At 22.3% G+C, this 12,329-nt stretch carries 10 protein-coding genes, 2 tRNA genes and 1 pseudogene; 5 read left to right on the top strand and 8 right to left on the bottom strand.

Going from position 1 to position 12,329, the window contains the following annotated elements:
• Positions 1 to 10: 10 nt before the first annotated feature.
• Positions 11 to 943, bottom strand: coding sequence for a class I SAM-dependent methyltransferase (locus AC5SMR_RS02590; RefSeq protein ID WP_494577269.1), 933 nt, complete (start codon positions 941 to 943; stop codon positions 11 to 13).
• An 88-nt stretch (positions 944 to 1,031) separates the two neighbouring features.
• On the opposite strand from AC5SMR_RS02590, the gene AC5SMR_RS02585 reads away from it, so the two are divergent.
• The 5 genes from AC5SMR_RS02585 (at position 1,032) to AC5SMR_RS02565 (ending at position 4,899) form a co-directional block, all read left to right on the top strand.
• Positions 1,032 to 2,516, top strand: a complete 1,485-nt coding sequence (locus AC5SMR_RS02585) for a hypothetical protein (RefSeq protein WP_494577268.1) — start codon at positions 1,032 to 1,034, stop codon at positions 2,514 to 2,516.
• 74 nt (positions 2,517 to 2,590) lie between these two features.
• Positions 2,591 to 2,666 (top strand) — tRNA-Thr (locus AC5SMR_RS02580).
• A gap of 43 nt (positions 2,667 to 2,709) precedes the next feature.
• The gene (locus tag AC5SMR_RS02575) at positions 2,710 to 3,969 is read left to right on the top strand and encodes a PQQ-dependent sugar dehydrogenase (RefSeq protein ID WP_494577267.1); all 1,260 of its coding nucleotides are present in this window, start codon (positions 2,710 to 2,712) and stop codon (positions 3,967 to 3,969) included.
• Between the two features lie 34 nt (positions 3,970 to 4,003).
• Positions 4,004 to 4,279, top strand: a complete 276-nt coding sequence (locus AC5SMR_RS02570; RefSeq protein ID WP_494577266.1) for an NAD-dependent epimerase/dehydratase family protein — start codon at positions 4,004 to 4,006, stop codon at positions 4,277 to 4,279.
• A 14-nt stretch (positions 4,280 to 4,293) separates the two neighbouring features.
• On the top strand, positions 4,294 to 4,899 hold the full coding sequence (locus AC5SMR_RS02565; RefSeq protein WP_494577265.1) for a GDP-mannose 4,6-dehydratase: 606 nt from the start codon (positions 4,294 to 4,296) through the stop codon (positions 4,897 to 4,899).
• 143 nt (positions 4,900 to 5,042) lie between these two features.
• On the opposite strand, the gene AC5SMR_RS02560 is transcribed toward AC5SMR_RS02565, so the two are convergent.
• From AC5SMR_RS02560 to AC5SMR_RS02530, 7 genes and pseudogenes are all read right to left on the bottom strand, one after another.
• Positions 5,043 to 6,272, bottom strand: coding sequence for a hypothetical protein (locus tag AC5SMR_RS02560; protein WP_494577264.1), 1,230 nt, complete (start codon positions 6,270 to 6,272; stop codon positions 5,043 to 5,045).
• 85 nt (positions 6,273 to 6,357) lie between these two features.
• Positions 6,358 to 7,128, bottom strand: a complete 771-nt coding sequence (locus tag AC5SMR_RS02555; RefSeq protein WP_494577263.1) for an NAD kinase — start codon at positions 7,126 to 7,128, stop codon at positions 6,358 to 6,360.
• 4 nt (positions 7,129 to 7,132) lie between these two features.
• A tRNA-Leu gene (locus AC5SMR_RS02550) sits at positions 7,133 to 7,218 on the bottom strand.
• 64 nt (positions 7,219 to 7,282) lie between these two features.
• Complete coding sequence (locus AC5SMR_RS02545) at positions 7,283 to 7,885, bottom strand: hypothetical protein (protein ID WP_494577262.1); 603 nt, start codon at positions 7,883 to 7,885, stop codon at positions 7,283 to 7,285.
• A 10-nt stretch (positions 7,886 to 7,895) separates the two neighbouring features.
• A pseudogene (locus AC5SMR_RS02540) lies at positions 7,896 to 8,646 on the bottom strand (polyphosphate polymerase domain-containing protein).
• Between the two features lie 15 nt (positions 8,647 to 8,661).
• The gene (locus AC5SMR_RS02535; RefSeq protein ID WP_494577261.1) at positions 8,662 to 11,289 is read right to left on the bottom strand and encodes a CotH kinase family protein; all 2,628 of its coding nucleotides are present in this window, start codon (positions 11,287 to 11,289) and stop codon (positions 8,662 to 8,664) included.
• The gene (locus AC5SMR_RS02530; protein ID WP_494577260.1) at positions 11,279 to 12,322 is read right to left on the bottom strand and encodes a hypothetical protein; all 1,044 of its coding nucleotides are present in this window, start codon (positions 12,320 to 12,322) and stop codon (positions 11,279 to 11,281) included. Before AC5SMR_RS02530 ends, AC5SMR_RS02535 begins: the two co-directional genes overlap by 11 nt.
• Positions 12,323 to 12,329 lie beyond the last annotated feature (7 nt).

Below are 12,329 nucleotides of genomic sequence, written 5' to 3'. Positions count from 1 at the left end.
ATTATAAAATTTAAAATAAAATAGCTATAAAATTAAATTTTTTAATTTTTATTTTTTTTTTTGCAATCAAATACTGATTACCAGCATTGAGACCTATTAATAAGTTTTTTAATATTAACATAATTGTTTTATTTAATAGATTTTTAATTATCCTTGGAATTGGTATCATTTTTAACCAGTAATTAAAGGAATAATAGTTTTTTAAATTTCTAATTTTAACATCTACAAATTTATTTTTTTTGAAAATTAAATTTAAAGCTTCTTTGTTAAATACAGCTACATGTTCATCATTAATTATAGGATGTTTTTCTTTTAATATCTTAGCCAAAAAATGTCTCTCATTATGACAAACACAAATTACAATACCTCCTGGTTTAAGAACTTTGTATATGCTTGCTAAGAATTTATTAGCATCAACAACATGTTCAATAACCATTGCAATAAATACTAAATCATATTTTTCATTTTCAATTTGATTCTCATCAAAAATTCTATTTTGAATAAAATTTTTTATTTTACTGTCCGCAAAAGATATTGCATCTTTAGAGGGTTCAATGCCTTTTACATTTTTAAATCCTAATCTTAATGCTTCTTGCAACATAAAGCCATTACCACACCCTATTTCTAAAAAATTTTCTTTTGAATTATTTAATAATTGAATCCCTTCTTTTATAGTCTTTGAATAAGATTTTGTTAAACCTTCAAGTTCTGGTGAGTAATCAAATGAACTGTCGTTATACAATTGATTTGAATAATCTTCGTCATATATTTCTGAAGCATAAAGTAAAGTGCAATTTTCACATCTTAACATTTGATAATGATAACCGTCAGGATCTTTTCGACCTGCAAAATTAGGATTTACTAAATCATCTGGTAATTTTTCATCATATACTAATTTTGAATATTTATCAGATTCACAAATTGGGCAAATTTTTTTTTGCATTATAATATTTTTAAATCTTGCTGTTATTCTTATTTGTAAATAATATATTTATTACATGTTTATAATAATTAAAATATAAGTTTATTTTATGAAACTACTTAATAAAATTAATTTAAAAAAGTTATTTATTATATCTTTTATTTTAGTAAATTTAATTTTTTACGGCTCAATTTTACTAGTTAAAGGTTATCCTGAAACAAGTGATATACTTCATATATTCAAAGTAACATCCCTTGATGGAAATTTAAAATTTGTAAATGGCTATTACCCCCCAGGATTTACATATTATACTTTATTATTCTCTAATTCTTTAACAATACTATCCTTTTTAATTGTTTATTTAAGCTTTCAGAGTAGTTATCTCGTTTATTCAATTACAGAATTAATTAAACAAAAATTTAATCAGGTTGAAAAATTTTATCTTTATCTATTTTTTTTAATTTTTCATTTAATAATAATCTTTACTATTGGTTTTATTCATTCAGATGGTATTTTTATTTTACTTTTATATAATGGAATTCTTCTTTTTATTATTGGTTATTATTTTAAAAAAAATCTTTTAGTTTGTATTTTAGGAGGAGTATTAATTGGTGTATCAGCTATATTTAGACACCAGGGTCCAATAATTGTTTTTTTTCTTTTTGTTTTATTCTTATATTATGAAAATATTCAATGTAATAAAAAGCTTATATCTAATTATAAGAAATATTTAATAATCATTTTTACTTTAATAACACCTTTTTTAATTTCAAATTTTCATTTATTTTTAATAAACGCATTTTCTGAGTCTCTGACTACAGGAAAGTTATACTATTATTTACATGGTGAAAAATTGGGTGATTGGAGAGATTTAAAAATAGTTTACCAATCAGAACACTATATAAATTTTAATTTATTTAATGAAAAAATTGATCATATTGTTTCAATAACACTAAATCATATTAGAGGTGTTTTAAGAATGGTTTATCCATTTATATTTTGCTTTTTACTTGCTTATTCTGTATCCAGAAAAAGTATAATTTTATTCTCACTAGTAATTTTTCTAGGTTACCTTCTTATTGTGTTGCCAGGTTATCATGCTGGTTATTATCCATCATTATTTATCTGTTATATAATTATTTTATTGAATTTTAGAGAAATAATAAGATCTAAATTTATTACATGCTTTATTTTTCTTTTTCTAATTGGACATCTTATTTATCTATCTTCCTATCATTTCAAATATGTTATTCAAAAATACAAATTAAGTTCAGAAATAAATTATAAGATTGTTCCTATATTAAATAAAAAAGGTTTAGGCTATTCAAATGTTTTCTCTGACGATTATATTTTTTACACAACAAAATTAGATGGTGAAATACATAAGTTATGTAATTGGGGTGGTTGGTTTATAAAACATCCTTATTTAAAAGATTATTATCCAAGAAAGGTTTTAAAAGGTGAAAAAAATAAATATTGTAATATAAAAGCTCTAATAACTCGTGATCAAAAATTTGCTGAATTATACATTGAAAATAACGAGTTTGAGGAACATTATAAATTTGATATCTATCATTTATTTATCCGTAAATAACCTAAATGATGAATAATTAATTATGGATTGATTTAATTAACTAATTAAACTAAAAAAACTAATAATTAAATTATGCCCTTGTAGCTCAGCTGGTAGAGCAATTGATTTGTAATCAATAGGTCCGCGGTTCGACTCCGTGCGGGGGCACCACAGTACTCTTTACTTATTTCACTTTAAAATATATTAAAATCCTATGAAGCTATTATCTACTATAAATAAATTTATTCTGGTAATATTTTGGGTTGCTTTAATAAGTATAGCGGGTGTTTTAGTATATATTAATAATACAAATAATTTTTTTATTTTACATTACTCAAAAGAATTAAAAAAAATAATTAAGGGTGATAAAAAAAATATTATTCCAAAATTAATGAATGACTATAACTCTGTGTTTCTTCCAAAAACACAATTTAAAGATTTTAATTTTGATAAAAAAAGGATTAATTTCTTAGAGTCAAATAATTGTTATAGTGGTAAATGTTATACTTTTTTTTTAGAAACTTATAAAAAGAATTTATTAATAATTGATAAAAATAATAATTTATATTTTTCAAAGGTATTAGATTTTGTAAATAATAAAAATTTTAAAAAAATTGAAACAAACTTAAAATTAAATGGTGTAACTGACTTTTTTATAAATGATAATGACATTTATATTTCTGGCTATATTAAAAGTGAAGATGACAAGTTTTCTCTAGTGGTTTATAAATCTTCAATTCAAAATTTGAATAAAATTCAATTTGATAAGATTTTTCAAGAAAGTGATGCTAGATGTGTTTCAGCTTTCCAGCTTGGCGGAAAAATGAAATATTATAATGATGGAAATATAAATGGACTTTTATTAACAACTGGGTTCATTCGTAAATCCAACGATACTATTTTTGAAGAAATTTCAAATGATAGTATCTGTGGAAAAATATTAATATTAGATAAAAAGAATCATAATTGGGAAGTTTTTTCTAAAGGACACAGAAATATATTGGGTTTGTATGTTGATAAAAAATTAGTACTAGCTACTGAAAATGGTCCTAATGGTGGAGATGAAATTAATAACATATCCTATAAAAAAAACTATGGGTGGCCTGTGTCATCATATGGAACAATATATGATGGAAAAAGATCTCATAAAAAAGTTTATTATAAAAAAAATCACAAAATATATAATTTTGAAGAACCAATATTTGCTTTCACACCATCAATTGGGATTTCAGAAATAATAAGATTACCAAATAACTTTTCTACTTTTTGGCAAAATAATTTTTTAATAGGTTCATTAAACAAAAAGGCTCTTTATAGAGTTAAGTTTAATGATAATTATAATAAATTGCTTTATAAAGAAGAAATATTTATTGGAGAAAGAATAAGAGATATTATTTACTTAAAAGATGAAAAAATGATCTTATTATCTTTAGAGTTATCTGGTTCAATAGGAATAATTCAAAATATCAAATAAAGTTGATTTACAGTATATAATATAAATACCAAATATGAATATTTTAATTACAGGAGCTCAAGGTCAAGATGGAATCATATTATCTGAAATATTAATTAAAAAAGGTTTTAACGTCATGGGCGTTATCCGTAGTAAAAAATTTAAAAAAAAAATAGATAAAGTAAAATATTATATATTGGATTTACTTAATTCAGTAGAAATAGAAAGATTTTTATTTAAATCAAAACCAGATTATATAGTTCATTTAGGTTCTGAGAACCCTTCATTTAATCAAAAGAATAAAAAAAAAAATTTGAAAAAAATAATATAAAATCAACTTTGAATTTGATTAATTCAATAAATAATTTAAATCTTAATTCTATTTTCATATTTGCAAACTCATCTCAAATTTTTAAAAAAACTAAAAAAAAAGTTAATGAAAAATTCCAAATTACTAAAAAAGACCCCTACACATCGTTTAGAATTGATATTATAAAATATATGAAACTTCTTAAAAAAAAAAGTAAATTTAAATATATAAACTTGATATTATTTAATCATGACTCTAAATTTAGATCTGAAAAGTTTTTACTTCCAAGGATAATTAAATCTATTAAAAATAAGGATAAAAGCTTTATTAATAAAATTTATAAACAAAATATTTACGCAGATTTTTCTCATGCTGAGGATATTTGTAATGCTATATTTCTTCTTATTAAAAAGAAAATTATTGTGGATAATATAATTTTATCCTCTTCAAAATTAACTAGTGTAAATAAATTAATTAAGTATCTCTTAAATAAAAATAAATTAAAAAATATTATAGATAGTAATATTAACATTAAAAAAAAACAAATCAACCTTATCGGTGATAATCGTTTTGCAAAAAAAATTTTAGGGTGGAAAATTAAAAAAGATATATACAAAGCTTTAAACGAAATGAATAATTAATTTTTTAAATTTTTTTTGATAATTCCATTTAGTGTCATTTTTATGAGCCCAACCTATGCCATAAATTTCTGTTTAAAAATTCTATTTATATTTTTTTATTTAACAGAAGAAATAACTATATATATATCTTTCATTTGATTAGCTTACGATTTTAATTTAAAAAAGTCCTTATTAAGTATGCCCAAATAGAAAGCTAGAAAAAAAACTAAAAATAATTTTATTAGATAAAGTATTGAAGTATAAATGATGTGCTCAATTGTTAATGGAGCAAAACTTAAAAAAAAACTATTTGATATAATGAAAATTGAAAAACAGTATGCATAATTAACCTTTTTACTAAAATTCTCCATAAATGGGATTGTAAAAAATAAAAAAATTAATCTATAATCAACATTACTGTAAAATATGTAGCTACCAATATAAATTGTAGCTCCTAAAGTAAATAAATTTTTTTGTATATCTTTTTTCAGAAATTCAATTTTTTTATTAGAATTAATTCCAGTTAAAAAAAATAAAATACTTATTAGTAAAAATACTAAACTACATGTTAATCTAATTATATTTTTTTGATTTTCAGTAATGAATGCAAAATTAGTTTTTTCTAGAGTTTTAAATATTCCCTCTGTGATAGATTGAACACCATAAGATTGTGAAAGTGCCATTATTGAATGATTCTTATCTATATATTTTGCTATGGATACTTCATAAATAAAATAAATAACTAAAAGCATAATTGATATAGTAATTATCTTTTTGTCTTTTTTTGCTAATAAATAAAAAAATAGAAAAAAAGGATAGATTTTTAACAAAGATAACCCAGATATAATTAATAAAGACATATAATATGAGGGAATAAGGACTATTAAAAAAGTTAATGAAAAAATTATGAGATCTACATTGCCTCTTTCTATCACTAACGTAGATGAAGTTGAAAAAAATAACAATATCAGGATTATCTTATTAAATTTATTTTTTGATATTTTTAATAGTAAAAAATAAGTTAAAAACAAAAATGATAAAATGAAAAAAATAAATATTCTAAAATTATTCTCATTATCTAAATTTAAATATTCAAAAACAAATAACCAAGTAATAGGGTATTGGTATCTTATATTATAGAATTCACATGGATTTGTTATGAACGGATCTATGCCACTAAGTTTGCATATAAGACTACTTTGGATGTGATAAATATCACTAAATGCTGGCCAGTGTTTTGGAGTTTTTATTATAAAATAATTCCAAAATTCCTTCCATGTAATTTTGCTTTGCGATGCATCTAAGATTATATAAGAAATAATTAAACTTAAGGCTATATAGAAGATTAATCTATATGATGGTTTCTTAAAAGTATATTTATTGATAAATTTCATTTAAATTAAATTAACACACTCATATCATTAAAATAAAAACTTTAATGTAAAAAATTATAAAATTTTTTTATTAGAAAATAATTTATTAACTAGTTTCTTTTCTTAATTGTTCAATTTTAATCTTTTTTTGTAAGCTTCTGCTATTATCATATAAGAGATTAAAATTAATTTTATTATTTATTTTTACTGTAATTGATTTGGCATTTCTGACTTCTAAATTATCAGCTACTGAGCTAATTGGTCTTTTAGATGGATTTAAATTATTAATTACAATTTTTAATTTATCACTAACTATTTTAGCTTTCCATCTTCTAGGTCTAAATGGACTAATTGGTGCTATGGATAATTTTTTTGAGTTTAAACTTAATATAGGTCCATGAACAGAGAGATTATAAGCAGTACTTCCTGCTGGTGTGGAAACCAAGACTCCATCTGAAACTAAATTTTTAATAATTTGTTTTGATCCATGTTTAATTGATAATGATGCAGCTTGTCTGCTTTGTCTTAATACAGAGACTTCATTAATAGCTAACGATTTTGTAATTTTATTATTCTTATCTTTTACAATCATTTCTAATGGAGAAATCGAAATCATTTTAGCACTAGATAAATTTTTAATAATATTTTTTGATGAAAATTTATTCATCAAGAATCCATAATTTCCTGAATTAATTCCATAAAATTGTTTTTTTTTATTTCTAATTTTTTTTAAGGTTTCAAGCATAAACCCATCGCCACCAATAACAATTATAAGATTTTTTTGCTTAAATTGATTATTATTAATTTTTTTAGTTAGTAGGTTTTTTATCTTTATTGATTTTTTATTTTTATCAGAAATTATCTGAAGTTTAGTCATTTAGTGGTGCCCTCGGCCAGACTCGAACTGGCACTCCAAAAAAGGCACGGATTTTAAGTCCGTTGTGTCTACCAATTTCACCACGAGGGCATTAATGAATTTCATGAATATTTATGCTAATACTTATAATAGAACAAGGATAATAAGTAAAATTTTAGTTTAACATCTTTTTAAAATATTCTTTTAATTTCAAAATTTTATAACTATCTCCATCAATTTTACAAACATCTTTGACATTAGTTGTCATCAAGTTGTAAATTAAAGTAACTCTTTCAGAAATACCGTTAGATTTATAGCTATGAAATGTTTTGTTGTTTCTTGAAAAAAACAAAGATCTATTTGATTTCCATTCAAGCTCAACAAAATCTTTTTTATTTTCTTCATACAGTCTAGTTCCTAAATTATTATCTGGCTTTAAGTATATTACACCACTTAATAATTTATTGTGAGCATCTACGTGAATGGGATAATTATAGTCTTTTCCAGTAATTACAATGTGAAAATCTGAATATTCATATAATTCAATTTTTTTTTCAGAAAACTCTTTTAATAAATTTATAGCTATTGGAAAATATCTATTGTGCATTTTTTTAATTATTTCTTTACTTAAACAAGATGACTCTATTGCTCCATTTTTATGGATTCTATTGTGGAATACTCTTTTTCCTTTATTTTCAATTTTTCCTAATTTTAAATTAGAAACAATATCAAGATCATTTTTTGATAAAAAGTTATCAATTATTCTATATTTAAACATAATAAACTAACTATCTTCCCTCATAATCGTAAGCTAATTTTGTTGCTTCAAAACCTAAAACAAATTTAGATACGGATAATCTTTTTAATTGATAATTTTGTATTATTCGATGAAACCATGGGGGCATAGTAAAATCAAATTTTACCTCAAGAATTTCATATCCAGGTAAACATAAATTCCATGAATTATCTGTTCCATAAATACTATCTGACTTACAAGCTTTTATATCACTATCAAATGTGAGTCTAAAATAAACTCCATTTTTACTTTCTAAGGGTAATCTGTTATAATCAATTAAAACCATTGGAGATATTTTCTTTTTATATACATCAAAAATGAAACTATCTACTAAATTATCATTTGTATATTTTTTTTTTAGATTAAATAAATTTTGATTATTGTAAAATAATAATAAATCATCATTAATTATTTTTGTTCTATTTTTAAAGGTTCTCAAATTGTTTCTTCCTTTCATTTCTAGAAAAACAGGAACGTTGTTTTTTTTTTTCCGAGTACGTTCTTATCCTGAATTTATGTCTATTTTTTAAACCATCAATTTTTTCATTAAAATTTGAACACTCTTGATTATCAAAATATAAAGACCTAACCAAATAGTAATCATTATCTTTGGTGAATTTATCTTGATGCATAAAATGTTTAACTTCATTTTTAATTAAACTAGATAAACTTTTTTTTAAAATATATTTAAATTCAAATCTTGAAAAAAAATTATTATCTTTTTTAATTTGATATTTTCTCATAAAATAGGCTAATAATTATTCAATAATAACGTTATTTTTTTTTACAATTTCTCCATTAATCTCGCTAGATACAATTTTAATCAAACCAGAATTATCTGAGTTAATGTTATTTTTTTTTGAAATTATTTTTGATTGATAAACAAAAATATTTCCTGATGCACCATATCTCCAATTTTTTTTATAAGTGCTTAGTTGAATATTGTTATTTACAAATGATGAATTAAATATTTTTACTCTTGATGAATCTTTTGAAGCCAAACCATAATTATTTTGCCTAAAAATTGATTTATGCACTGATATGTCAGAATTTTCACCAACAGAAATTCCCTTATCTCCACTTAATGCAACCGTCAAATTTTTTAATTCTGCAGTACTTTCCATAAAATCTATGCCATCATTCCCTGAATTGGTTATTTCAACTTGATTGAAGTATATATCTTTAGAAATGTCTACATCAATTGAATCCCTATATGCATTTATAAATTTTGAATTTTTTACTTTAACACCTTCAGAATAGATAATATGAACCATATCATCATATTTAGAATTATCTCTAACCTCAATATTGTTTAATCTTATATTTTTTGCTGAATGAATTGATAAAGAAGAAAAATAATTAATACCATTTACTTTTTTTCCAGATCCATTATGAATTAAAACATTTTTAAAGATGCTACCCTCAGTTTTCAAACCATGAATTGCTATTGTGCCAAAATAATCTTTTTCTGAATTGCTCTTAAATATAATTGGCTTTTTATTGGATCCTATAGCCTCTACTTTATTTTCAAAAATAATACTGACATTATTTTTAAGTTTAAAAATTGTACCTTCTTTAATCTTAATTGGGTCCTTTATAATGAGATCCTTATCTACAAAAATTTCTCCACTTAAAATTTTTTGTTTTTCTTGATTATAACTAATTGCTATATTGTTTAAACTTGGCAGAGTTGAGACTGTATTCTCATCATTAAATTTTATTTTCTTTTTTAAATTAAAAGATGATAACAATGCAGAGGGCATATAACCATTATCAACAAAGAAAGAAAATTTTGTTTTCTGTGTAATAATTTTTTTTTTCACTTCAAGATTATCTTTAAGAATTGCAATTCTATTCGCAAAAAGTTTAAGATTGATTTTGAATTGGTTTTGATTATTGGGATAAAAATATAAATCTTTGTCATCAATAATTTTATTATTGTTATAATCAAAAATTACCCATTTTGGTTTAACATCTTTAAATTTTATTTGTAAATTAGATAATGGTAATGAGTCTTCTAAATGAATATCAAATCCATTACTTGAAATTTCCCATGATGCTTTTACACTTTGTTCAAAAAAACTAATTAATTTTTGCTCTCTCTCCTTAAGAGAGACAATCAAGTCATCAAATTCTTTTTCAATTTGTTTTCTATTTTTTTTAATTGAAAGTTTTAGTGGATTAACTAAACCTAGATCTCTAGATTTGCTATTTATATATTCATCTTTTAAATTTAATAAATCACTAATAACTTTTTTAAAAATCTTTTCTTCTTTTATTAATTTAATCAATAAATCATATTTATGATTTAAAAATTTACTACTTTGGTTTAAATTATTAAATAGGTTTGTGTCATTTTGATCTAAATAATTATTGCTCAAATCAATTGTTGTTTTATTGTATGAATAATCATGTGGTAATATATGTACATTACCTGACCAAGGATCTAATGCAATTCTTCTATTGTGAATATAATCACCATTTTGGCTATTAGTTAGTAATTCCAAAATTGATGCTCTTGCTAATAATTCTAAATTTTCATTTTTTATAATCTTGTTTAAATGGTCTATTGAGTTATTTGCATTTTTGATATCATGAAAAAAGCTAATTAAATCACTGTAATCATCTTTTTTTACCATATTGAAATATGATATTTTTTCCCACAATCCAGGATTTTGATCTAAGTAAAATTCTAAACCAATCTTTTTTTCACTATTCATATATGCTTCACCTTTGTAAATATTAATTGGCATTATCTTGTTTCTTCTCAAAAATGATTCATTCAGTCTTTCACCCTGTAAATACAGACCTGAATTTTCACCATTTACAAATAGTTCAATCATTTGCATTTTTGGTACTAACATATTCAAATGTTTTGCAATTAAATATGAGGTATATCTTTCAAGAATATTCTCCTCATAATTCTTAAATTGAAGATATCTTGTTCTATTTGCTAATTCTGATTTTTTAAGTTTAAGACGAATAGATTTTTTATGGAACAAGTAATTTCTAGGATTATCTCCCAAATATCTTAACTTCGCTTTTTGATTTTTCCCATTAATATCAATTGAAGCATCAACATATTGTTTTGTAGAACTTGGAATGTTTGATAATAGCTTCCTAGATGATTTTTCTGTAACATAAATATTCACAGAATTTAATCGTTTATCATCATTATTATGATTTAAAAAATAGTTTTCTATTTTTTTTTTCTTAAGTTCAAAATAATATTTTGTCCAGTTAACAACAGGAACATAAGTATTATGACTTTTGTGAGAATAATTAAGATCTTTAATGATTATATTTATAAAAAAAATAAATATAATTAATAAAAAAAAAGGAAAAAAAAGAATAAAAAAAGTTAAAAAAGTTTTTTTAATTTTCATCTAAGTTTAAACAAATATTGTTACTTATAATTGGTAGTCTAACAAGTTTTAAATTAAAAGAAATATTGCTAATATTCTTATAATTTTTTAAAAAGTTTAATTTTATAATGTCACTTTTATCATTTGCATTAAAAATAATTATTTCATTCTTAGATTGATCGTAAATATAACTAAACAAACTATTGGCGATTATAGCATCTAAATTAATTTTAAATTCTTCATTACCATTTGATAAAACTAAATTATTTATAGTTATTATTGATCCTGAAAAGAAATTTTTATAAATACTTATCTGGTTAACACTTTCATTTTTTTTTAAGTTAATATTATAATTGATATATTTACCAACATCACCAATAAAATTTGAATAAAGTAAATTATTGTTATTAATTGAAATTGCAAATTCAGAGCTGCTTCCATAAAAAAACTTTTTTTCATCATAGAAAAAACCTTCGTTCTTTGTTGTGCCACTCCCATTATCTTTAAAGTAATTTTTGCAATATGTATTTATTAAATCAGCTCCTTTTTTATTATTATATAAAAAATTAACAATTTCCCTATATACATTTTCATCTGACCTTGCCAATTTTATAGCTTTTTTAAAATGAAAAATTGATTTATCTAAATCATCATCCAGCAAAGCTCTAGCAAGCCAAATATGGTTCTGGTAAATATCATCTGTTATTTCATTAATTTCAATATAAACTTCTTGCATATCGTTAAAATCTTTTTGCGTATATGCTTTTGATGATATTAGTTCAGTAACTTGGAATATTCCTTTTAGCATTGAATTTTTTCCTTTTGAAATTTTTTGAGAAATGTTTATGTAGGATAAAATTTGCTTTTCTGCTGAAACAAAATCTCTATCATAAACATTTTTACTCATCTTAAATGTCTGATAAAGACCATACCCAGAGAAAAATTTATTAAATAAATTTCTTCGAAAGTTATCATTAAATAATATGAATACGATTGAAGAACTTACTAAAATTAAAGTTGTTATAAAAAAAATAATACCTTTATATTTAAACATAAATCAC

This window comes from Candidatus Pelagibacter sp. PS_28 (assembly GCF_059417885.1).
Note: the sequence above shows the minus strand (reverse complement) of the source record. Positions and strands in the feature narration are given on the sequence as shown.

Excerpts from the sequence above, each read along its gene's own strand:
- AC5SMR_RS02590 (WP_494577269.1), bottom strand. The coding sequence starts at position 943 with ATGCAAAAAAAAATTTGCCCAATTTGTGAATCTGATAAATATTCAAAA.
- AC5SMR_RS02585 (WP_494577268.1), top strand. The coding sequence starts at position 1,032 with ATGAAACTACTTAATAAAATTAATTTAAAAAAGTTATTTATTATATCT.
- AC5SMR_RS02575 (WP_494577267.1), top strand. The coding sequence starts at position 2,710 with ATGAAGCTATTATCTACTATAAATAAATTTATTCTGGTAATATTTTGG.
- AC5SMR_RS02570 (WP_494577266.1), top strand. The coding sequence starts at position 4,004 with ATGAATATTTTAATTACAGGAGCTCAAGGTCAAGATGGAATCATATTA.
- AC5SMR_RS02560 (WP_494577264.1), bottom strand. The coding sequence starts at position 6,272 with ATGAAATTTATCAATAAATATACTTTTAAGAAACCATCATATAGATTA.
- AC5SMR_RS02555 (WP_494577263.1), bottom strand. The coding sequence starts at position 7,128 with ATGACTAAACTTCAGATAATTTCTGATAAAAATAAAAAATCAATAAAG.
- AC5SMR_RS02545 (WP_494577262.1), bottom strand. The coding sequence starts at position 7,885 with ATGTTTAAATATAGAATAATTGATAACTTTTTATCAAAAAATGATCTT.
- AC5SMR_RS02535 (WP_494577261.1), bottom strand. The coding sequence starts at position 11,289 with ATGAAAATTAAAAAAACTTTTTTAACTTTTTTTATTCTTTTTTTTCCT.
- AC5SMR_RS02530 (WP_494577260.1), bottom strand. The coding sequence starts at position 12,322 with ATGTTTAAATATAAAGGTATTATTTTTTTTATAACAACTTTAATTTTA.